At 71.9% G+C, this 22,399-nt stretch carries 12 protein-coding genes and 1 tRNA gene; 4 read left to right on the top strand and 9 right to left on the bottom strand.

The features are described from left to right. Positions 1-65 precede the first annotated feature (65 nt). Positions 66-14,084 (bottom strand): putative Ig domain-containing protein, encoded by a 14,019-nt coding sequence (locus DM480_RS07840; protein WP_198665920.1) that lies wholly within the window; start codon positions 14,082-14,084, stop codon positions 66-68. Positions 14,085-14,423: 339 nt separating this feature from the next. Between DM480_RS07840 and DM480_RS07835 the strand changes: the two genes are divergently transcribed. Beyond that, positions 14,424-15,047, top strand: coding sequence for a phage tail protein (locus DM480_RS07835; RefSeq protein WP_115378334.1), 624 nt, complete (start codon positions 14,424-14,426; stop codon positions 15,045-15,047). A gap of 59 nt (positions 15,048-15,106) precedes the next feature. Here DM480_RS07835 and DM480_RS07830 read toward each other — a convergent pair whose 3' ends face one another. After that, positions 15,107-15,400, bottom strand: coding sequence for a DUF6916 family protein (locus DM480_RS07830; RefSeq protein WP_115378333.1), 294 nt, complete (start codon positions 15,398-15,400; stop codon positions 15,107-15,109). Between the two features lie 54 nt (positions 15,401-15,454). On the opposite strand from DM480_RS07830, the gene DM480_RS07825 reads away from it, so the two are divergent. Further along, complete coding sequence (locus tag DM480_RS07825) at positions 15,455-15,997, top strand: GNAT family N-acetyltransferase (RefSeq protein WP_115378332.1); 543 nt, start codon at positions 15,455-15,457, stop codon at positions 15,995-15,997. Here the strand turns inward: DM480_RS07825 and DM480_RS07820 are convergent. Beyond that, positions 15,967-16,581 (bottom strand): aspartyl/asparaginyl beta-hydroxylase domain-containing protein, encoded by a 615-nt coding sequence (locus tag DM480_RS07820; RefSeq protein WP_115378331.1) that lies wholly within the window; start codon positions 16,579-16,581, stop codon positions 15,967-15,969. The genes DM480_RS07825 and DM480_RS07820 overlap by 31 nt on opposite strands. A gap of 56 nt (positions 16,582-16,637) precedes the next feature. On the opposite strand from DM480_RS07820, the gene DM480_RS07815 reads away from it, so the two are divergent. Beyond that, complete coding sequence (locus DM480_RS07815) at positions 16,638-17,765, top strand: sulfotransferase (protein ID WP_115378330.1); 1,128 nt, start codon at positions 16,638-16,640, stop codon at positions 17,763-17,765. 10 nt (positions 17,766-17,775) lie between these two features. On the opposite strand, the gene DM480_RS07810 is transcribed toward DM480_RS07815, so the two are convergent. Further along, positions 17,776-17,851: transfer RNA gene (locus DM480_RS07810), tRNA-Lys, on the bottom strand. Between the two features lie 44 nt (positions 17,852-17,895). After that, positions 17,896-18,378: a 2-amino-4-hydroxy-6-hydroxymethyldihydropteridine diphosphokinase gene (gene folK / locus DM480_RS07805; protein WP_115378329.1), complete on the bottom strand. Its 483-nt coding sequence runs from the start codon at positions 18,376-18,378 to the stop codon at positions 17,896-17,898. A gap of 41 nt (positions 18,379-18,419) precedes the next feature. Between folK and DM480_RS07800 the strand changes: the two genes are divergently transcribed. Continuing rightward, on the top strand, positions 18,420-19,100 hold the full coding sequence (locus DM480_RS07800) for a uracil-DNA glycosylase (RefSeq protein ID WP_115380997.1): 681 nt from the start codon (positions 18,420-18,422) through the stop codon (positions 19,098-19,100). Between the two features lie 3 nt (positions 19,101-19,103). Here the strand turns inward: DM480_RS07800 and aguB are convergent, their stop codons facing one another. From aguB to DM480_RS07780, 4 genes are read right to left on the bottom strand one after another with little or no spacing between them, the layout of a single operon-like run. Further along, positions 19,104-19,964, bottom strand: coding sequence for an N-carbamoylputrescine amidase (gene aguB / locus DM480_RS07795; RefSeq protein ID WP_115378328.1), 861 nt, complete (start codon positions 19,962-19,964; stop codon positions 19,104-19,106). 8 nt (positions 19,965-19,972) lie between these two features. Further along, entirely contained in the window at positions 19,973-20,323 is a 351-nt protein-coding gene (locus DM480_RS07790; RefSeq protein WP_115378327.1) for a DUF3147 family protein, read from the bottom strand. A 19-nt stretch (positions 20,324-20,342) separates the two neighbouring features. Then, positions 20,343-21,362 (bottom strand): hypothetical protein, encoded by a 1,020-nt coding sequence (locus tag DM480_RS07785; RefSeq protein ID WP_125471487.1) that lies wholly within the window; start codon positions 21,360-21,362, stop codon positions 20,343-20,345. 60 nt (positions 21,363-21,422) lie between these two features. Further along, positions 21,423-22,394 carry an agmatine deiminase family protein gene (locus DM480_RS07780; protein WP_115380995.1) on the bottom strand — a complete coding sequence of 324 codons (972 nt, stop codon included), beginning with the start codon at positions 22,392-22,394 and terminating at the stop codon, positions 21,423-21,425. Positions 22,395-22,399: the final 5 nt, after the last annotated feature.

Below are 22,399 nucleotides of genomic sequence, written 5' to 3'. Positions count from 1 at the left end.
GCCGCCTCTCCGCCGCCCCCGATCGTGCCGAAGGGGACGATCGGGGGTGGCAGACGGTTCCGGCGTCAGAAGCCCTTGCCGATACCGACGCGCACCGTGCCCGAGCGCTGCCCCTGCCCGGCCGATACGCCGAGGTCGAGATCGAGCAGCCAGTCGTCGGGCAGCGCCGCCCGCGTCCCGATCGACAGCTGGAACTGGTCGCGCCTCCAGCCGAGCGTGTCGAGGCGGTAATAGGCCGGGCCGGCGATGTCGGCGTAATCGAGCAGCTGCGGATCGGCGTCGGCGAATTCATGCCGCCATTCGGCGCGCAGCCGCGGCATCATCGCGCCGAACGTGGTGCGGTACAGCCCCTCGATCCGGCCGCCGAGCACCCCGCCCAGCGACCGTAGCCGGCGTGCGTCGAAGCGAAGGTTGTAGCGATCCGCGCCGGTTTCGCGATAGGCCGCCAGATCGGCCTGCATATATTCGAACCGGCCATAGGCGGACCAGCGCAGCGTCCGTGCGCTGCGATCGATCCCCGCCGCCAGCGCGCCGAACACCAGGTCCGCCTTGCGATCGCCGACCGCGACCCCGCCGGTCTGCGCGACCAGGCGCCGGAGGCGCATGTCGAGGTCACCGCGCCCGATCATGCCGTCGATGAACGTGCCGTCGACCGGCGTGACGCTGGCATAGGCCGCCGCCATCGTGCCGTGCGTGCGCAGCCGCGCCGCATCGCCGCCGATCCGGCTCGCCTCGTTGCCATAGCCGCCGCCCACGCCGAGCGTGACCCCCGGCGCGACGCGGACGTCGACGCCTGCGCTGAGACCCGCGGTGCTTGCGGTGATCTTGCTGCGGCCCTCTCGCGCGTCGAGCGTGCCGACGTCGACCGAACCGCCCGACCAGATCCCCGGCGCGCCGATCCGGCGCCCACCCTTCGTGCCGTCGGTCGCGTCCGCTGGGTCCGCGGCCGTATCGGTCGCGGCGGGTGCGCCGGCGGCATGGCGGCCGATCGTGCGCGCACCCGGCGCGGCGCCGTCGAGCGCGGCGGCGAGTTCCGAGCGGCGATCGAGATCGTCGCGCGGGCTGGTCGCCCCCGGATGGAGCATCCGCTCGCCGAACGACTGGCCGCTCGCGACCCCGGTACCGCCGATACCGAGCGCGTTGAGACGCGTTCCCATCGAGACGCCCGCGCGGCCGCCACCGCCATGCAGCGTCTCGGCGCGGCGCATGAAGTTGTCGATCTGCGCGCGCGTCAGGCGACGGGCGCTTTCCGCCTGCGCATCGCTCAACCCGCGCAGCGTCGGGTCGAGCGAGGGGTCGGGCCGCGCGGCGACGGTGACCGTGACGGTCGCCGGCGTCGACGTGCCGAACGCATTGGTCAGCGTGTAGCGGATCGCGAGCGTCCCGCCGAAGCGGTTCGCGGGCGTCACGTCGAGGCGGTAGCCGGCGCCCGTCGCGACGATCGCGGTCTGCGCGACTCCGGCCGGGCTGGCGCTCACTACCTGCGCCGCGGTGAACGGCCCGCCGACCGCGCCGGCGGTGAGATCGATCGACACCTGCTGGCCGTCGCCGATGCTCGCCACCTTGTTCTGCGCGATGGGCGCGGTGCCGAGGACGGTGATCGTCACCGTCGCCGCTGCCGAGCGCCCGCCGGGGCCGACCGCGACGAACTGGAAGCTGTCGACCCCGGCGAAGCCCGCGGCCGGCGTGTAGGTCGCGGTGTAGCGGCCCCCGGTCGCGGCGGTCGAGATGACGCCGGTCGCCGCATCGCGGCCGCCGAGCGCGACGGCATTGCCCGCCGGCGCGGCGCTCAGCGTCACCGTGCCGTGCTGCGGCTGGACGACGATCTCGACGCCCGTGGTGACGCCGTCGACCAGTGCGCCGAGGTCGATGCCGACCTGGGTCCCGCCCTGCGTCGAGCCCGCGACGCTGCCCGCCCCCGGCTTGGCCGCCGGCGGTGGCGGCGCGGCGACGGTCAGCCGCACGCTCGCCGGGGCGGAGGTGCCGCCCGGTCCCGTCGCGGCATAGCCGAAGCTGTCGGCACCGAAATAGCCGTTCGCGGGGACGTAGGTGACGATGGTGCCGCTGACCGACGCGCTGCCGTGTGCTGGCGGCGTGGTGATCGTCACGCCCGATACGACGCCGGTGATCGATGTCGCGAGATCGATGCTCGTCCCCGCGCTGGCGTAGGCGACGGCGATGCCGTCGCGGTCCGCCGCGGTCGGCGCGGCCGGCTTGGCGACGGTGACGCTGACCGTCGCGGGCGCCGAGGTGCCGCCGTCGTTGCTCGCGGTATAGGCGAAGCTGTCCGCCCCGAAATAGCCGGCGGCGGGCGCGTAGCGCAGCGTCAGCCCGTCGACCGTCGCGGTGCCGTGCTGCGGCGGCGTCGCGATCGCCAGCGCGGTGGCGGTGCCGCCGGTGAGCACCGGTCGGACGATCGTCGGCCCGGCGCCATAAGCGACCGACAGGCTCGTCGCGCCCGCGACCGGCGCGTCGGGCGCGGCGATCACCAGGCGATAGGCCTGCGCCGCGGTATAGGGCCCGCTGCCCGTCGAGGCATCGGTCGCGGTGACGGTGAAGGCGAAGGTGCCGAACACGCTCGGCGTGCCGGCGAGCGTGCCGTTCGCCGCCAGCGTCACACCGGTCGGCAATGCGCCGGCGGTGACCGCGAAGCTGTAGGGCGCGGTGCCGCCCGACGCGGAGAGGCTGGCGCCATAGGCCTGCTGCACGCGCCCGTCGGCGAGCGCGGTGGGGGTCAGTGCCAGCGTCGGCGCCGTGACGGTGAGCGTCAGCGCACGGGTGGCGCTGAACGGCCCGGAACCGCCCGAACTGTCGGTCGCGGAGATGGTGACCGCGAAGCTGCCGCCTGCGGTCGGGATGCCCGACAGCGTGCCGTCGCCGGCCAGGGTAACGCCCGCCGGCAGCGCGCCTGCGCTCACCGCGTAGCGATAAGGCGCGATGCCGCCGCTTGCCGAAAGGGTCGCGGCATAGCGCTGGCCCACGGTCGCGGTGGCAAGCGGCGCGGGATCGACGACAATCGCGGCCGCACCGACGACCAGGGTATAGGCCTGCGTACCGCGGTACGGGCCGCTGCCCGTCGCGGTGTCGCTGGCGGTGACGGTGAACGCGAAGCTGCCCCCGACGGTGGGCGTGCCGGACAGCGTGCCGGTCGACGACAGCGTCAGCCCGGTCGGCAAGGCGCCGGCGGTGATCGCGTAGCTGTACGGCGCGATTCCGCCCGCCGCGCCGAGCGTCTGGCTGTATGCGGCGCCCGTCGTCGCCGCCGGCAAAGTCGCCGGCGTCAGCGCGATCGCGGGCGCCGCGACGTTGAGCGTGTAGACGCGCGTCGCGCTCGCCGGCCCCGCACCTGCCGAACTGTCGGTCGCGGTGACGGTGACGGTGAAGCGGCCACCGGCGGTCGGCGTGCCGGACAGCGTGCCGGTCGGCGACAGCGTCAGCCCCGCCGGCAACGTTCCCGCGCTGACCGCATAACTGTACGGCGCGACGCCACCGCTCGCGGCAAGCGCCTGGCTGTAGGCGGCGGCGACCGTCGCATCGGGCAGCGCCGCGGTATCGATCGACACCGCCGCCGCGCGTACCGCGAGCGTCAGCGTGCGCGTCCCGGCATAGGGCCCGGCCCCCGTCGATGCGTCGCGTGCCGCGATCGTGACGGTGAAGCTGCCGCTCGCGGTCGGCGTCCCGGCGATCGTGCCGGTCGGCGATAGCGCCAGCCCAGCGGGCAGGCTGCCCGCGGTCACGGCATAGCTGTAGGGCGCGATACCGCCATTGGCGGCGAGCGTCTGGCTGTAGGCCGCGGCAACGGTCGCATCGGGCAGCGTCGCGGTGGTGATCGCCACCGTCGCCGCGCCGATCGCCAGCGTATAGGCGCGGCTGACGCTATAGGGGCCTGCGCCCGTCGAGCTGTCGGTCGCGGTCAGCGTGAAGGTGAAGTCGCCGCCCGCGGTCGGCGTGCCGGCAAGCGCGCCGGCCGCTGCGTCGAGCGTGACGCCCGCCGGCAATGCGCCGGTGCTGACGCTGTAGCGATAGGGCGCGACGCCGCCGCTCGCCGCGAGGCTGGCGCTGTACGCGGTGCCGACGGTACCGCCGGGCACGGTCGCCTGGGCGAGCGTCAGCGTCGGTGCGGCGATGGCGATCGTATAGGTGCGGGTTGCGCTATACGGGCCGGCGCCGGTCGAGCTGTCCGTCGCGGTGATCGTCACCGCGAAACTACCGCTGGCTGTCGGCGTGCCCGACAGCGCGCCGGTCTTGGCATCGAGCGTCACCCCGGTCGGCAGCGCGCCCGCGCTCACCGCATAGGTGTAGCCCGGAGTGCCGCCCGTCGCGGCCAATGTCGCGGCATAGCTCGCGCCCACCGTCCCCGCCGGCAGCGTCGCCGGCGTCAGCGCCAGCGTCGGCGCGGCGACGACCAACGTCAGCGCGCGGCTGCCGCTGAACGGCCCCGAACCGCCCGAACTGTCGGTCGCCGTCACTGTGATCGCGAAGCTGCCGCCCTTCGTCGGCGTGCCCGACAGCGTGCCGTCCGTCGCCAGCGTTACGCCCGCGGGCAAGGCGCCTGTGGTCACCGCATAGCGATACGGCCCGACGCCGCCGCTTGCCGACAACGTCGCGGTATAGGCATTGCCTACCGTCGCGCCCGGCAGCGTTGCCGTGTCGACGACCACCGTTGGCGCGCCGATGGCGAGCGTATAGGCGCGGCTGACGCTGTACGGGCCTGCGCCCGTCGAACTGTCCGTCGCGGTCAGCGTGAACGTGAAGCTACCGCCCGCGGTCGGCGTGCCGGCGAGCGTGCCGGTCGCCGCGTCGAGCGTGACGCCTGCCGGCAGCGCGCCCGCGCTCACCGCATAGCGATAGGGCGCGACCCCGCCCGTCGCCGCGACGCTGGCGCTATACGCGCTGCCGACGTTGCCACCCGGCAACGTCGCCTGCGCGAGCGCGAGCGTGGGGGCGGCGACGGCGAGCGTATAGGCGCGGCTGACGCTGTACGGCCCTGCGCCCGTCGAACTGTCCGTCGCCGTCAGCGTGAAGGCGAAACTGCCACCCGCGGTCGGCGTGCCGGCGAGCGTGCCGGTCGCCGCATCGAGCGTGACGCCGGCCGGCAGCGCGCCAGCGCTCACCGCATAGCGATAGGGCGCGACGCCGCCCGTCGCGGCGACGCTGGCGCTATACGCGCTGCCGACATTGCCGCCCGGCAGTGTCGCCTGCGCGAGCGCGAGCGTGGGGGCGTCGACGGCCAAGACATAGGCCTGCGACGCGCTGAACGCACCACCGCTGCCCGTCGAACTGTCCGTTGCGGTGAGCGTGAAGGCGAAGCGGCCGCCCGCGGTCGGCGTGCCCGACAGCGTGCCGTTGGCCGCGAGCGTGATTCCCGCCGGCAGCGCACCCGCGCTCACCGCGAAACGATAGCCCGGCGTGCCGCCCGTCGCCGACACCGTCTGCGCATAGGCGGTGCCGACGTTTGCCGCCGGCAGGCTCGCCGGCGTGATCGCGATCGTCGGCGCGGCGACGGCGATCGTGTAGGCGCGAGTCGCGCTATAGGGGCCGGCGCCGGTCGAGCTGTCCGTCGCGGTGATCGTCACCGCGAAACTACCGCTGGCTGTCGGCGTGCCCGACAGCGCGCCGGTCTTGGCATCAAGCGTCACCCCGGTCGGCAGCGCGCCCGCGCTCACCGCATAGGTGTAGCCAGGCGTGCCGCCCGTCGCGGCGAGCGTCGCGGCATAGCTCGTGCCCACCGTCCCCGCTGGCAGGTTCGCCGGCGTCAGCGCCAGCGTCGGCGCCGCGACGGTGAGGGTCAGCGCACGGCTGCCGCTGAACGGACCCGATCCGCCCGAACTGTCGGTCGCGGTGACGGTGACCGCGAAGCTGCCGCCCGTCGTCGGCGTGCCCGATAGCGTGCCGTCGCTCGCCAGGGTCACACCCGCGGGTAACGCACCCGCGCTCACCGCGTAGCGATACGGCCCGACGCCGCCGCTCGCCGCCAGCGTCGCGGCATAGGCCGTGCCCACCGTCGCGCCCGGCAGCGCCGTCGTGTCGACGACCACCGTCGGCGCGGCGATGGCGAGCGTGTAGGCGCGGCTGACGCTGTACGGGCCTGCGCCCGTCGAGCTGTCCGTCGCCGTCAGCGTGAACGTGAAGCTGCCGCCGGCGGTCGGCGTGCCGGCGAGCGTACCCGTCGACGACAAGGTCAGCCCGGCGGGAAGGCTGCCCGCGCTTACCGCATAGGTGTACGGCGCGGTGCCGCCGCCGGCCGCCAGCGTCTGGCTGTAGGCGGCACCCGACGTCGCGGTGGGCAGCGTCGCGGGCGATAGCGTCAGCGCCGGCGCCGCGATCGCGATCGTATAGGCACGGCTCGCGGTGGCGGCGGTCCCGGTCGCGCTGTCCGTGACGGTGACCGTCGCGGTGAAGGTGCCGCTCGCGGTCGGCGTGCCCGACAACGTGCCGTCGCTCGCCAGCGTCACGCCGGTCGGCAGCGCGTCCGCGCTCACCGCATAACGATAGGGCGCGACGCCGCCGGTCGCGGCGACGGCGCCGGCATAAGCGGTGCCGACGGTGCCTGCGGGCAGCGCCGCGGTGCCCAGCGCGATCGGTGCGGCATTGACGAGGAGCGTGTAGGCACGCGTGCCCGCATAGGGTCCGGCGCCGGTCGAGCTGTCCGTCGCAGTGACGGTGAAGCCGAAGCTGCCGGTCGCGGTCGGTGTGCCCGACAGCGTGCCGTTCGCCGCCAGCGTGACGCCCGCGGGCAGTGCGCCCGCGGTCACCGCATAGCCATAAGGCGCGGTGCCGCCGGTGGCGCCCAGCGTCTGGCTGTACGCAGTGCCCGCGGTCGCGGCGGGCAGGCTGGTCGGCGCGAGCGCGACCGTCGGCGCGCCGACGGTCAGCGTATAGGCCTGGCTGCCGCCGTGCGGGCCGTTGCCGCCCGCGCTGTCGGTCGCGGTCACCGTGAAGGCGAAGCTGCCGCCGGCGGTCGGCGTGCCGGCGAGCGTGCCGCTGGTCGACAGCGTTACGCCCGGCGGCAATGCGCCGGCGGTGATCGCATAGCCATAGGGCGCGATGCCGCCCGCTGCCGTCAGGGTCTGGCTGTACGCGGTGCCCGGCGTCGCCGCCGGCAGCGTCGCCGGGGTCAGTGCGATCGTCGGCGCGGCGATGGCGATAACGAGCGCGCGGCTGCCGCTGAACGGCCCCGCCCCGGTCGAACTGTCGGTCGCGGTGATCGTGATGGGGAAATTGCCGCTCGCGGTCGGCGTGCCGGCGAGGGTGCCGTCGCTGACCAGCGTCAGGCCGGCGGGCAGCGCGCCGCTGCTGACCGCGTAGCGGTACGGGCCGACGCCGCCGCTCGCGCCGAGCGTCGCGCCATAGGCCGCGCCGACCGTGCCGCCGGGCAGCCCGGTGCCGGTGACCACGATCGTCGGCGTGCCCACCGCGAGCGTGTAGCTCTGCGTGCCCGTATAGGGCCCGCTGCCCGTCGAGCCATCAGTGGCGGTGACCGCGAAGGTGAACGATCCGCCCGCGGTCGGCGTGCCGGCGAGCGTGCCGTTCGACGCCAGCGTCAGCCCGGCCGGCAGACTGCCCGTGGTGATCGCATAGGTGTAGGGCGCGGTGCCGCCCGTTGCGGCCAGCGTCTGGCTGTAGGCAAGACCCGGCGTCGCCGAGGGCAGGGTCGTCGGCGCGATCGCGATGGCGGCACCCGCGACGGCGATCGTATAGGCCTGCGCCGCGCTCTGCGTCGCACCGTCGGTGACCGTGATGGTGACGGCGAAGCTGCCGCCCGCGGTCGGCACGCCCGACAGCGTGCCGTCGCTTGCCAGGCTTATACCCGTGGGCAGCGTGCCCGCGGTGACCGCATAGCCATAAGGCGCGATGCCGCCGCTCGCCGCGATCGTCGCGCTATAGGCGCGGCCGACCGTCATCGCGGGCAGCGTCGTCGTCGCGATCGACAGCGGCGGCGCGGCGACGGCGAGCGTGTAGCTGCGCGTCGCAGTGAAGGGCGCGCCCGCCCCGGTCGAACTGTCGGTCGCGGCGATCGTCACGGTGAAGTTGCCCGGCGCGCTCGGCGTGCCCGACAGCGTGCCGTCGGTCGCCAGCGTCACACCGGCGGGCAGGCTGCCCGCGGAGACGCGATAGCTGTAGGGCGCGGTGCCGCCGGTCGCGCTGACGCTGGCGGCATAGGCCGCGCGCGCGGTCGCCGCCGGCAAGGTCGCCGGCTGCAACGACAGCGCGGCGGCGGCGATGCTGAGCGTATAGGCCTGGCTGCCGGTGTAACGCGTGCCGCCGGTCGAGGCGTCGGTGGCGGTGATCGTCGCGGTAAAGCTGCCCGCCGCGGTCGGCGTACCCGACAGCGTGCCGTCGCTCGTCAGCGTCAGCCCGGCGGGCAGCGCGCCCGCGGTCACCGCATAGGTATAGATCGGCGTACCGCCGCTCGCGGTGATGCTGCTGTTATATCCGGCCCCCACCGTCCCGGCGGGAAGCGAGGCGGGCGCGAGCGCGATCGTCGGCGCGCCCACGGTCAGCATATAACTGCGCGTGCCGGTGAAGCGGCCGGTCGAGGCGTCGGTGGCGGTGACGGCAAAGCTGAAGCTCCCGCCCGCGGTTGGCGTCCCGCCGAGCGTACCGTCGGCGGCGAGCGTCAGTCCCGCTGGCAGGGCACCGGCGGTGACCACGAATGCATAAGGCGCGGTGCCCCCGGTCGCCGAGAGCGAGATCCGATAGGCGACGCCCACGGTCGCCCCGGGGGTGCTGGCCGGCGAAACGGCGATCGTCGGCGCGGCGATGCTCAGCGTATACGACTGGCTGCCCGCATAGGGCGCGCCGGCGCCGGTGGTCGAATCCGTCGCGGTAACGGTGAAAGTGTACGTGCCGGACCCGACCGGCGTGCCGCTCAGCGCGCCGCTGCTCGACAGCGTCACGCCGGCCGGCAAGGCACCGGCGGTCACGGTGTAGGTATAGGCCGGCGTGCCGCCGCTCGCGGTCAGCGTCTGGCTGTAGGCGACACCCGCGGTGCCTGCCGGGATCGTCGTCGGCGTGAGTGCGATCGTCGGTGCGGCGACGGTCAGCGTGTAGGCGCGGCTGCCTGTGTAGGGCGCGCCCGTGCCGGTGCTCGAGTCCGTCGCGGTGATCGTGACGTTGAACGTCCCCGCCGCGGTCGGCGTGCCGCTCAACGTGCCGCTCGTGCTCAGCGTCAGTCCGGCCGGCAATGCGCCCGCCGTGACGGCGTAGGTATAACCGGGCGTGCCGCCGCTCGCGGTCAATGTCTCGCTGTAGGCAACGCCCGCGGTTCCTGCGGGAACCGATGTCGGCGTCAGCGCGATCGTCGGCGCGGCGATGGTGAGGGCGTAGCTGCGGCTGCCCGTGTAGGGTGCACCCGTGCCGGTGGTCGCGTCGGTCGCGGTGAGCGTGAAATTGTATGTGCCGGACCCGACCGGCGTGCCGCTCAACGTGCCGCTCGTGCTCAGTGTCAGCCCGGCAGGCAAGGCACCGGCGATGACGGCGTAGGTATAGGCCGGCGTGCCGCCGCTCGCGGTCAGCGTCTGGCTATAGGCGGTGCCAGCGGTGCCGGCGGGGATGGTCGTCGGCGTGAGCGCGATCGTCGGCGCGGCGATCGTCAGCGTGTAGGCGCGGCTGCCCGTGTAGGGCGCGCCCGAACCGGTGCTGGAGTCCGTCGCGGTGATCGTCACATTGAACGTCCCCGCCGCGGTCGGCGTGCCGCTCAGCGTGCCGCCCGTGGCCAGCGTCACGCCAGCGGGCAACGCGCCCGCGGTGACGGCATAGGTATAACCGGGCGTGCCGCCGGTCGCGGTCAGCGTCTCGCTGTAGGCAACGCCTGCGGTGCCTGCGGGGACCGACGTCGGGGTCAACGTGACAGTCGGCGCGGCGATCGTCAGCGCGTAGCTGCGGCTGCCCGTATAGGGTGCGCCCGCGCCGGTGGTCGAATCCGTCGCAGTGATGGTGAAATTGAACGTGCCGGACCCGACCGGCGTGCCGCTCAGCGTGCCGCTCGTGGCGAGCGTCACGCCCGCAGGCAGCGCGCCGGCGGTGACAGCGTAGGTATAGGCCGGCGTGCCGCCGCTCGCTGTCAGCGTCTGGCTGTACGCGGTGCCAGCCGTGCCGGCGGAGATTGTCGTCGGCGTGAGTGCGATTGTCGGTGCTGCTATGGTGAGCGTGTAATTGCGACTGCCTGTGTAGGGCGCGCCCGAACCAGTGCTCGAATCCGTCGCGGTGATCGTCACATTGAACGTCCCCGCCGCGGTCGGCGTGCCGCTCAGTGTGCCGCCCGTGCTCAGCGTGACGCCGGCAGGCAGCGCGCCCGCGGTCACGGCGTAGGTATAACCGGGCGTGCCGCCGGTCGCGTTCAGCGTCTCGCTATAGGCAACGCCCGCGGTGCCCGCCGGGATCGTCGTCTGCGTCAGCGCGATCGTCGGCGCGGCGATGGTGAGGGCATAGCTGCGGCTGCCTGTGTAAGGTGCACCCGAGCCCGTGGTCGAATCCGTCGCAGTAACGGTGAAATTGTACCTGTCGGACCCGACCGGCGTGCCGCTCAGCGTGCCCCCCGTGGCCAGCGTCAGGCCGGCGGGCAGCGCGCCCGCAGTGACGGCGTAGGTATAGGTCGGCGTACCGCCGCTCGCGCTCAGCGTCTGGCTGTAGGCGGCGCCAGCGGTGCCCGCCGGAATCGTCGTCGGCGTCAGCGTGATCGTCGGCGCGGCGATGGTTAGCGTGTAGGCGCGGCTGCCCGAATAAGGCGCGCTCGAACCGGTGCTCGAGTCCGTTGCGGTGATCGTGACGTTGAACGTCCCCGCCGCGGTCGGCGTGCCGCTCAATGTCCCGCCCGTGCTCAGCGTCAGGCCGGCGGGCAGCGCGCCCGCAGTGACGGCGTAGGTATAGGTCGGCGTACCGCCGCTCGCGGTCAGCGTCTCGCTATAGGCAACGCCTGCGGTACCGGCCGAGATCATCGCAGGCGTCAGCGTGACCGTCGGCGCGGTGATCGTCAGCGCGTAGCTGCGGCTGCCCGTGTAAGGCGCGCCCGTGCCGGTGGTCGAATCCGTCGCGGTGACGGTGAAATTGAACGTGCCGGATCCGATCGGCGTGCCGCTCAACGTGCCGCTCGTGCTTAGCGTCACGCCTGCCGGCAAGGCACCGGCGGTGACAGCGTAGGTATAGGCCGGCGTGCCGCCGCTTGCAGTCAGCGTCTGGCTATAGGCGGTGCCCGCAGTGCCGGCGGGGATCGTCGTCGGCGTGAGCGCGATCGTCGGCGCGGCGATCGTCAGCGTGTAGGCGCGGCTGCCCGAATAAGGCGCGCCCGAACCGGTGCTGGAATCCGTTGCGGTGATCGTGACGTTGAACGTCCCCGCCGCGGTCGGCGTACCGCTAAGCGTGCCGCCCGTGGCCAGCGTGACGCCGGCAGGCAACGCGCCTGAGGTCACGGCATAGGTATAGCCGGGCGTGCCGCCACTTGCCGTCAGCGTCTGGCTGTAGGCGACGCCCGCGGTGCCCGCCGGGATCGTCGCCTGCGTCAGCGCGATCGTCGGCGCGGCGACTGTCAGCGCGTAGCTGCGCGCGGCCGTATACGGCCCGCCGCTGCCCGCGGTCGCGCTGTCGGTGGCGGTGATCGTGACATTGTATATGCCCGCCTGCGTCGGCGTACCCGACAAGGTCCCGCCCGCCAGCGTGATCCCGCTCGGCAACGCGCCGGTGGTCACCGCATAGCTATAAGGCGCGACGCCGCCGCCGGCCGACAGCGCCTGCGAATAGGCGACGCCTGCGGTCGCACCGGGCAGAGTCGACGGCGTCAGCGTGAGCGTCGGCGCCGCGATGACGAGCGTCAGCGTGCCGCTGGTCTGCGTGAAGGCGGGCTGCGAGGAATCGGTGAGGCCGACGGTGAAGCTGAAACTGCCGCTGGCGGTGGGCGTGCCGATGATCGTGCAGTCGCTGGCGAGCGTGGTGCCGGCCGGCAACGCGCCCGAGACGAGCGTCGTCGCGCAACTGTACGGCGCGAGCCCGCCCGCCCCCGCGATCGCGACGCCGCCGAGCGCGACGCCGCGCGTGCCGCTGCCGCTCAAGGTCGCGCTCAGCGCCGGGTTGGATACCGGCACGGTCACCACCGCGGGCGCGGACGTGCCGCCCGCGTTGCTCGCGGTATAGGTGAAGCTGTCGTTGCCGCGGAAGCCGACGGGCGCGGTGTAGCTGACGAGCCCGGCATTGGTGATCGAGACGGCGCCGCCCTGCGCGGTCGCCGCCGATCCGACCGCGAAACCGGTCGGACTGCCGCTGGCCTTCGCGGCGATGCTGAAGCTCGTCGCGCTGCCGCCGCCCGGATTATAGGCGACCGCGGGCGCGGTATAGGCGCTCGCGAGGGGCGCCGGCGTGACGGTGAAGGTGTTCGACGCCGACACGGGACCGGTCAGCCCGTCGGCATTGGTCGCCTGCGCCGCGACGGTGTGCGACGTCGCGGCGAGCGCGGTCGGTTGCGTCGTCGTCCAGTTGCCCGCGGCACTCGCCGTCGTCGTGCCGATGCTGGCGCCGTCGACGAGGACGGTGACGGTCAGGTTCGCGCCCGCCGTGCCCGTATAGGTCGGCCGCGTCGCGCCGGTCGTCGCGCCGTTCGCGGGCGCGGTCACCACCGGGGCCGCGGGCGCGGCGCTGAAGCGGAAGCCGTTGGTCGATGTGGCCACGCCGCCCGGCGTCGTCACCACGACGTCGACCGCGCCGGCAGTGACGGTGGCGGGCGTGGTGGCGGTGATCTGCGTCGCGGAGGTAACGGTGAACGTCGACGCGCCGACGCCGCCGAAGGTGACCGCGGTCGCCCCGGTGAAGTTGGTGCCGGTGATCGTCACCGACGTCCCCTGCCCGGTCGGGCCGACCGCGGGCGCGATCGCGGCGATCGTCGGCAGGGGCGCGGCGATGACGAACCCGCCGATCGCGACGTTGTTCTGCGTCCAGGGCGAGGCGGTGCTCCCGTTCGCGCCGGTCACCGAACTGTCGGTCACGTCGACCGCGAAACTGAAGGTGCCCGAGACGGTCGGCGTCCCCGACAGGGTGCAGTTGGTCGCGAGCGTCACGCCCGCGGGCGGCGCCGCCGATCCGCTGTTAAGCGCGCACGTATAGGGCGAGGCGCCGCCCGCCGGCGTCACCGCATAGCCCGACAAGGCAGCTCCCTGCCGCGCGCCGCTGCCGGTCAGCGTCGCGGTGAGCGTGGGGTTGCCGACGCTGACCGTGACGCTCGCCGGATTGGACGTGCCGCCGCCGTTCGATGCGCGCGCATAGAAGGTGTCGTTGCCGCGATAGCCGACGCGCGGCGTGTAGGCGGCGGCGCCATTGCTGGCGATCGTGACGGTGCCGCCGCCGGCCGTCGCCGCCGACGCGCCATAGGTGCCGCCCGCGCTGTCCGACACGGTATAGCCGGTCGGGGTGTTGGTGGCATTGCCGCCGGTTGCGACGTCGATGTTGGTCGCGGTCGCCGAGCCGGCGTTGTAGGCGACGGTGCTGCCATAGGTGAAGCTGCCGAGCGTCGGCGCGCTGGCCGCGGGCGTGCAGGTAACCGTGGTGGTGATTGTGCCAGACGCGGTCGATCCGCCCATCGTAAACTGGACGCCCAGCGCCGTTTCGTTGGAGATCGTCAGATCGACGTTGGGCTGCGTCGCGTTGCTCGTGTAGGTGACGATGTAGCCCACATTCGAGCCGGTGGTCGCCGATACGCCGCGCCGCAGACCCACCCGCAGGCTGGAGGTGGCGTTCGTTCCGGTCGAAAAGCCGCTGATCGATGAAGAGAGCGTGATCTGGTCGTTGGCCGCAAAGGCAAAGGTCGTCGTCGCATCCGGATAATAAGCGCCGGTGCCGAAAACCTGGTCGCTGGTCTGGGTCGTTCGCAGGATCGTCGCGGCCGTCGTTGCGCCGTTCAGCTTCGTGTTCGCGGCGGAGATCGACCCATTGGTATAGGTCACCTGACGATTGAGCGCGCCCGCATTGATCTGATCGCACCCGGTGGACGCAAAGGCGCGGGCCGGCATCAGGCCGCCGCACATCGCCGCAAGCCCGGCCGCGGCAGCGACGACATGCCGGCGCCAGGATCGCGCGGGACGGCGAGCGTCGCCGATCATGCCCGAATGCCGGGCAAGACGCGCGCACGATGCGTCGAACGCATCAGCCAGATCGCCGACCACTTAACTTCCCCCCGATCCCCTACCCTTTCCTTACCTTCAAGTTTACGACCCGCGCAACACACCAACCGGCACGGGGAAAGCCCATTTCATCGAATCTCGTAACAGAATAATCCATAATGAATGTTGTTGTTCACTTTCATCGCCGACCGATCGCAATCACGGATCGGATGCGAAACGATTATTCATTGATCGAATCTGGGTCGAACTCCCCCATGACTTGACGGATCGACGGGTTTATCATGCCGCTACCGTACATTCACGGGGAGGGAGCATCCTATGGAACCGTTCATCGGCCAGATCATGCAGGTCGGATTCAACTATGCGCCGCGCGGCTGGGCGCAGTGCAACGGGCAATTGATGAATCTGGCGCAGCAGCAGGCGTTGTTCTCGCTGCTCGGCACTACATTCGGCGGCAACGGCCAGACCACGTTCGGCCTTCCCGACGCGCGCGGCCGCGTGTTTGTCGGCACCGGCCAGGGACCGGGGCTGCAGCCATACAGCTGGGGCCAGATCGGCGGCGTCGAGAATACGACGCTGACCGGGCAGCAGCTGCCGATGCACACGCACACCGCGGCATTCACGCCAACGGGCTCGTCCTTTTCCGGCCAGCTTCAGGCGAAGAGCGGCGTGTCGAGCCTCGATCTCTCGTCCGACCCTGTCGCTGGCGGCTATCTTGCTAATTGCGGGGATCAGGCGGGCACCGCCACGCCGGTTCTCTATGCGCCGGCGAATTCGACGGCCACCGCGGTAAACCTGGGCGGCGTCAGCGTCTCGGGCACGGTGGCGGGCAGCGTCGCCGTCCAACCGGCAGGCGGCTCGCAGCCCGTCAACCTGGTGCAGCCGTATCTCGGTATCATGACGATCATCGCGCTTCAGGGCGTCTGGCCGTCGCGCAATTGATCCGCGCATGCGTCCGGGCGGTTTGGTGACGGCCCGGGCGCATCAGCGCGGCGGCAGACTCAGTTGAACACTGCCTGGTAGACGCGATGCGTCGCGGTCGGGTGCAATTGCGTGATGTAGATGTCGTGCGGCCCGCCCTGCCCGCAATCGAAGCGATAGGTGCCGTCGAGCAGCATCACGTCGCGCGGCGATTCGAAAAACAGCGAGAAGGGCTCGCGAAAGTCGATCTCGGGCGCCAGCCGCGGCGCGCGCGCGACGCGCTGCAGCGTCACCTCGATCGGCTGGGGAACGGTTTCGACGCGAACCTGGCGACCCACCCAGGCATCGAAATCTTCGGGACAGAGCAGGTGCACGATGATCCTTTCGCCACAAACGGGATATGCGCCTTGTGCCGGGCAGGAGCGGCTATGAACAAGAGCGATAGCGACGCGATCGGCCACCTGCTGACCGACAATCTGCTTCATTATCGATCCGATCTGGCGATCCGGCCGGAAGACGATGCGGATATCGCCGCGCATCGCGCTCGCGCGGGTATCGAGGGCGTGCGGCACCATGCCGCATTCGGTTGGGATGCGGCGCAGTGCGAAGCGCTCGCCGCCGGCCAGTGGCAGGCGCAGCGGCATCATTACCGCGCGCTGGGCGGACGACACTGGACGATCGACGCCGCCGACCGGGCGTGCGTCGGTCACCTGTGCCTCGCCACGGCAGACGCGGTGTGGCGCGTGATCGACATCGGCATCGACGCGGACCGGCGGGGACGCGGCATCGGCAGCGCGATGATGCGGGCACTGCGCGACGTCGCGGTCGAACGGGGCGCGATGGCGATCGCGCTGTCCGTCGCCATGGATAATTCGCGCGCGGCCGCGCTGTACCGCCGGTGCGGCTATGTCGAGGTGCCCGGCGACGATCCGGTCGCGCCCTATCGCGCGATGCGGCTGTCGCTCGCGTGATCGGCCACCGCGCGCTCGCCCGCACGCAGCTGCGCATCGAGCCAGTCGTTCATCGCCGCATCGATGACCAGGTGGATGCGGTCCTCCGCCCCGTCGTTCGTCACCGCATGCGGATCGGCGAGGCGCAGATACCACAACTCGCCCGACCGCATCGTCACGACGCGATCGTTGAGCAGGAAGCGGACGCCGGCATTGGTCTGGATGGGCACGTGCAACCGCACCTCCCCTTCCGCCGCGTCCAGCCCGGGGTCGCAATGGCGGCGGATCGCCGATCCCGGGGTCAGCCGCATCAGTCGCACGACTTTCAGCGGGCAATGCAGCTGCGCGAGCAGCCAGGCGAGATAGGGCGTGCGCGACAATGCGGGCGCATCGACGAAATCGGTCGTGCCGGGATGCGCGCTCAGCATCAGGATCGGATGTTCCGCCCCCTGCGGCGCACGCAGCGGCAGCGCGCTCCAGTCGCCATCGTAATTCTGCGACAGGAAATGCGGCGTCCAACCGTCGCCCGCCGCGCTTGCGCAATCGGCGCGCAAACGGTCGGCATCGAAGCGCAGCGGCAGTCGAATGCGATCGCGATAGCCCATGGTCCCTCCCCGACGGCGCGCGCCATCGTCGTCGCCCGCCCGGCAAAGCGCAAGCCATGACCGATCCGCGCGACGCCTTCCGCCGCCGCCTGCTGCACGACGAGGAAGCGCAGGACCGGCTCGACCGGACGGTCGACCCCGACGTCTTCGCCGCCGACGCCGTCGCGCAGGCGCGCGACTGGGGCATCGCCCTGTCGCGTGCGGCACTCTCCGCGACGCCGCCGCCGCTACGCTGCGCCATGCAGCCGGGGCCGCACTGGCATCCCGCGCGCGTGACGGGTGCGGGCGAAGACGCGGAGATCGCCTGGGCGCGGTTCGGCGCGGACGGGCTGCGGCACAGTTTCTTCGCCGATTCGGCGGCGGCGGCGCGCGCGCGGCCGCTGAACCGGCTGCTCCGCCCGGTGACGCGGCTCGCCGATCTGCCGCCGCCCGATGGCGCGGCCGATCCGGCGGGTTTCGTCTTCCACATGTCGCGCTGCGGATCGACGCTGATCGCGCAGATGCTGGGTGCCGTGCCGGGCGTTGCCGTGTTGTCGGAGCCCGATCCATTCGACGCGGCGCTGCGCCTCGTGCTCGCCGCGCCAGACCGGGCGGAACACGCGCGTATCGCGACGCTGCGGACGATGCTGGCGCTGCTGTCGCCCCCCGGCCGGCGGATCGTCGTCAAGCTCGACAGCTGGCACATCCTAGCCTTTCCGCTGCTGCGCGCGGCGTTCCCGGACGTGCCCTGGGTCTATCTGTTCCGCGATCCGGCCGACGTCATCGTCTCGCACCGGCGCCGCCCCGGCATGCAGACGGTGCCCGACCTGATGCCGCCCGCGCTGCGCCCCGCAGAGCCGATACCGATCGCGATCGAAGCGCGCGCCGCGGCGGTGCTCGCCGCCTTCCACGACGCCGCGGTCGCCGCGCTCGCGGAAGGGCGCGGGCTGGCGATCGCCTATACCGCGCTGCCCGATGCGGTCGCGGCACGGATCGCACCGCATTTCGGCCTGGCGCTGAACGACGGCGACCGCGCCGCGCTCGCGGCGACCGCGCGGCGCGACGCGAAATATCCCGATCGCGTCTTCCTCGACGACAGCGGGGGAAAGCGCGCGGAAAGCGACGCCGCGGTCCGCGCGGCGGCCGAGCGGCTGGCGGGCCAGCACGCGCGGCTGCTGGCAACGGCGGCGCCGGCGCGCGGATAGGGAAAGCCGATGGTGGGTCCGCCGGGGCTCGAACCCGGGACCTCTCGATTAAAAGTCGCTTGCTCTACCGACTGAGCTACGGACCCCTGCCATCGGCGAGAGCGGGGCCTAGGCGCGCGGGCGCCGCGGGTCAATCCTTCCGGCGCGGGCGGGGCGCATCGATCCGCGCTGCCAGCTGGCGGATCGTGCGCCCGCTGACGGGATCGCGCCATCCGGGCGCGATCCGCACCAGCGGCACGATTACGAACGCGCGCTGCGCCAAGGCGACATGCGGCACGGTCAGCCGCGCGTCGCGCCAGCGGCCGCCCGACCAGAGCAGGATATCGAGATCGATCACCCGCGCGCCCCAGCGCCGGCCGCGCCGCCGGCCGAACGCCGCCTCGATCCGCTTCAGCCGCGCGAGCAAGTGCGGCGGCGTCTCGGCGCTCTCGATCAGCGCGGCGGCGTTGGCGAAGCGGCGGATCGACGGGCCGAGCGGCGGCGTCGCGACGATCGGCGAGGCCGCGATCACATCGCCGAGCGCGGCGAGCGCGGCGCGCACCTCCGCCGCGGGGCCGCCATGTCGCCCGCGCCGGTTGGAGCCGAGGCCGATCGCATAGATTGTCGTCGCCATCCGCCCCCCCTAACGCAGGCGCCATGTCTTTGGAAAACACGATGCACGACGCCGCGACCCCTGCGCCGCTCCCCTTCGCTCCGTTGCTCGCCATCGCGCCGCCGCGCGACTGCCCGCTGTGCCCGCGCCTCGTCGCGGTGCGCGAGGCGCTGCGCGCCGAACTGCCGCAATGGTGGAACGCCCCCGTCCCCGCCTTCGGCGATCCCGACGCATGGCTGGCAATCGTCGGCCTCGCGCCAGGGCGCCAGGGCGCGAACCGCACCGGTCGGCCCTTCACCGGCGACCGGTCGGGGCCGCTGCTGTTCGACACGCTGACCGCCGCGGGGCTTGCAGAGGGGACCTATACTGGCAAGGCGGACGAGGCGCTGTACCTCAAGGGCGCGATCATTCTCAACGCGGTCAAATGCCTGCCGCCCGAAAACAAGCCGACACCCGACGAGATCCGCACCTGCCGCCCGTTCCTGGAGACGGAGCTCGCCGCGCTGCCCAAGCTGCGCGTCGTCGTCGCGCTCGGCCAGATCGCGCACCAGTCGGCGGTCAAGGCGATGGGCGGCAAGCTGCCCAAGGCGCGCTTCGCGCACGGCGCCGAGCATCGCATGCCCGACGGGCGCATCGTCCTCGATAGTTATCACTGCTCGCGCTACAACCAGAACACCGGCCGCCTGACCCCTGCGATGTTCGCCGCCGTCTTCGCACGCGCGGTGGAACTGGACGCGGCCTGAGGCTCAGATGTCCTGGACGAGACGCCCGTACAAATCCGGCCGTCGATCGCGAAAGAAACCGAAGGCGGCACGGTGGCGCTTGATCCTGGCGAGATCAAGCGTCGCGACGATCACGCCCTCTTCCTCGCGGTCGAGTTCGGCGAGGATATCACCGCGCTCGTCGGCGATGAAGCTGGTGCCGTAGAAGGTCTGGTCGTGTTCGACGCCGACACGGTTCGCCGCGACGATCGGCACAACGTTGCTGACCGCATGGCCCACCATCGCGCGCCGCCACAGCCGCGCGGTGTCGAGGCTGGTGTCATGCGGCTCGCTGCCGATCGCGGTCGGGTAGAAGAGCAACTCCGCACCCATCAGCATGAGCGCGCGTGCCGTCTCGGGATACCATTGGTCCCAGCAGACGCCGACGCCGAGCGTCCAGCCGGGCGCCTGCGGCGGCGCCGGCCATACCTTGAACCCGGTGTTGCCGGGGCGGAAATAGAACTTCTCCTCGTACCCTGGGCCGTCGGGGATATGGCTCTTGCGATAGACGCCCTGCACGCCGCCGTCGGGGCCGATCATCGCCAGGCTGTTGTAATAATGCGGCCCGTCCGCCTCGAAGAAGCTGGTGGGGATGGTGACGCCGAGGTCCTTGGCCAGCGCCTGCATCGCCAGCACCGCCTTGTGCGCGTGGACCGGCGCGGCATTGGCGAACAGCCCCTCGTCCTCGACACGGCAGAAATATTCCCCCTCGAAGAGTTCGGGCGGCAGGATCACCTGTGCACCCTGCCCCGCCGCCTCGCGCACCAAACGCGACACGTTGGCGAGGTTCGCGTCGATGTCGTTCGAAAACGCCAGCTGCAGCGCGGCGACGGTAATTTCGGTCATGGCAGGTCCTAAAGCGTAACGCCGAATCGCGCGGCGATCGCGACGGTGGCGAGATAGAGCGCTACCGTGACAGCGCAACCACCCCCGAGCGCCGGCCAGAAGCCGACGCCGTGGCGGAGCAGCGCCGGGATGACGAGAAACATGGGCAGCGACGGCAATACGTACCACAAGGTCGCCTGCGCGTGATCCGCGAGCCGCACGGGATCGCGCGTGTCGTGCCATAGCCAGATCATGCCGAGCACCGAGACGAGCGGCAGCGAGGCGACGAGCGCCCCCGCCGCCGGGCTGCGCCGGGCAATCGTCGCGACCAGCGCGACGATGAGCCCCGACAGCAGGGCGCGGACGATCAGCGCGAGCATCGCCGCCCGCCGGGGCGCGTCACGCCGCCTGCCCCAGTCGCCAGCGCAGCAGCCGCACGAATGGCGCGGGATCGTCAAGGCGGAAGGCGATGGCAGCGAGCGGCGGCCGGGGACCGAACAGTCCGCGTCGCGGCACCGGCTGGCGCAGATGCACCATCAGATTGGGCCAGGCGAGCAGGCCGACGTTGAGCGTATCGGCAGCGCGGACGCGGTCGCCCGCAGGCTCCGCCTCGATCCGGGCGATGTCCGCATAGGGCACCAGGCGATCGACCAGCATACCGACGCGCAGATGGACGCCCGTCGGCGTCAGCAGCACCGGCCGCAGCCGCAGCGACTTGATGAGGCCGATGAGGTAGAGCAGCGACCATCCGCCGACGACGGCCATGATCGTTGCGGCCAGGTGACTCCAATGGCGAACCACAAGATGCGTAACGCCGATCTCGATCACCGACAGCAACGTCAATGCGATCATCATCGGCGCGAGCTGGCGGTGATAGGCGAAGCCGCGCGCCTCTGCAGGGACGTCCGCCGGCGCGTTCCAGCGGAACAGGGCGAGGTGCAGCAGACCGACCTGCGCAACCAGCACGCGCGCGACCGACATCGGCAGCATCTCCCCCAGCAAGAGGCGCCACCCCTCCGTCCGGCGCAGATCGGCGTTCGGCAACAGCGCGCCCGCGCGGACCAGCCGGACGCCGACGTGCAGCGCGACGACCGCCAGCATCGCCGCGGCGAGCCACGGCATCGCGCTCACCGCCTCCCGCAGCGGCGCCGGCGACAGCATCCAGGCTGCAAAGACGCCGCCGGCGAGCGTCGCCAGCACCTGCCGCGGCAACGGCCGACGGTAGTGGGCGAGCAGCCCGAGCGTCAACGCGTCGCAGGCGATCCAAAGAAACACCAGCGCGGCGATGCGAGGATGTTCGAGCGCGAGCGCGCTGCGCACCGCCAGCGCGCTTCCCCAGATCGCCGCGACGGGCAGCATCGTGCCGAGCACCAGGCGACGCGGCTCGCGATGACTGGACGTCGTGATCGCTGTACGCATCGTCCGCTCCCCGGTTTTTTTTCGTGTCTTCGGATTACGGCCGTGGCGGCGCCGCGTCCATCACGCCGGAATCTGCTGGCTGATGCAGTGGAAGCTGCCACCGCCGGTCAGGATATGATCGGCGCGCAGGCCGACGACCGCGCGATCCGGAAAGATCGCCTGGATCGCCCGCACCGCAGCCTGATCGTTCTCGCTGCCGTAAAGCGGCACGACGACCGCGGCATTGCCGATGTAGAAGTTCATGTAGCTCGCCGGCACGACCTCCTCGTCGCGCAGCACGCGGCCGGGCGAGGGGATCAGCACGACCTCCAGTCCCGCGGCGCGGCAATCGCGCTCGGCATGCTGGAAGACCTGCCAATTGGGGTCGTTCTCCGCCGCCTTCGGCAGGGCGACGCGGCCCTCGCCGACGAAGCGGGCGAGATTGTCGACATGGCCGTCGGTGTGGTCGTTGAGCAGGCCGTCACCCAGCCAGACGACGCGCGTAAAGCCCAGGTCGTCGCGCAGCCGTGCCTCGATGTCCGCCTTGGTCATCGCCGGGTTGCGATTGGGGTTGAGCAGGCATTGCTCGGTCGTCACCACCGTGCCCGCGCCGTCGCCGTCGATCGCGCCGCCTTCGAGCACCCAGTTGCAATAGCCGACCTTCGCGCCGATCGACTGGCCGAGCCGGAGCCCGATCGAATCGTCGCCGGGCAGATCGTATTTCCCGCCCCAGCCGTTGAAATCGAAATCGGCCGCCTCGCCGTTATTCAGCAGGATCGGCGCGGTGTCGCGCAGCCAGATGTCGCCGAACGGCTCCACCACGACATCGGCGAAGGGCGCCATCCGCTCCGCCGCCATCCCCGCCTCCGCATCGGCGGCGACGAGGATCACCTTTTCACCGCGGCCGTCGGCATGGACGGCGCGCGCGAAGGCGACGACCTCGGCGCGCGCCGGCTCGAGATCCTCGGCCCACAGCTCGGCGTGGCTGGGAAAACCGATCCACACCGCCTTGTGCGGTGCCCATTCGGCGGGCGGGGTCGGGGGGCGGGTCAGCTGGC

Source organism: Sphingomonas sp. FARSPH (assembly GCF_003355005.1).
Taxonomy (GTDB): Bacteria; Pseudomonadota; Alphaproteobacteria; order Sphingomonadales; family Sphingomonadaceae; genus Sphingomonas.
This window is presented reverse-complemented; position numbering and strand designations above follow the sequence as displayed.

Bases quoted from the DNA above. Each gene is read 5' to 3' on its own strand.
- DM480_RS07790 (WP_115378327.1), bottom strand. From the start codon at position 20,323: ATGCTCGCGCTGATCGTCCGCGCCCTGCTGTCGGGGCTCATCGTCGCG.
- DM480_RS07820 (WP_115378331.1), bottom strand. From the start codon at position 16,581: ATGGGCTATCGCGATCGCATTCGACTGCCGCTGCGCTTCGATGCCGAC.
- DM480_RS07800 (WP_115380997.1), top strand. From the start codon at position 18,420: ATGCACGACGCCGCGACCCCTGCGCCGCTCCCCTTCGCTCCGTTGCTC.
- DM480_RS07835 (WP_115378334.1), top strand. From the start codon at position 14,424: ATGGAACCGTTCATCGGCCAGATCATGCAGGTCGGATTCAACTATGCG.
- DM480_RS07840 (WP_198665920.1), bottom strand. From the start codon at position 14,084: ATGATCGGCGACGCTCGCCGTCCCGCGCGATCCTGGCGCCGGCATGTC.
- DM480_RS07785 (WP_125471487.1), bottom strand. From the start codon at position 21,362: ATGCGTACAGCGATCACGACGTCCAGTCATCGCGAGCCGCGTCGCCTG.
- DM480_RS07825 (WP_115378332.1), top strand. From the start codon at position 15,455: ATGAACAAGAGCGATAGCGACGCGATCGGCCACCTGCTGACCGACAAT.
- aguB (WP_115378328.1), bottom strand. From the start codon at position 19,964: ATGACCGAAATTACCGTCGCCGCGCTGCAGCTGGCGTTTTCGAACGAC.
- DM480_RS07815 (WP_115378330.1), top strand. From the start codon at position 16,638: ATGACCGATCCGCGCGACGCCTTCCGCCGCCGCCTGCTGCACGACGAG.
- folK (WP_115378329.1), bottom strand. From the start codon at position 18,378: ATGGCGACGACAATCTATGCGATCGGCCTCGGCTCCAACCGGCGCGGG.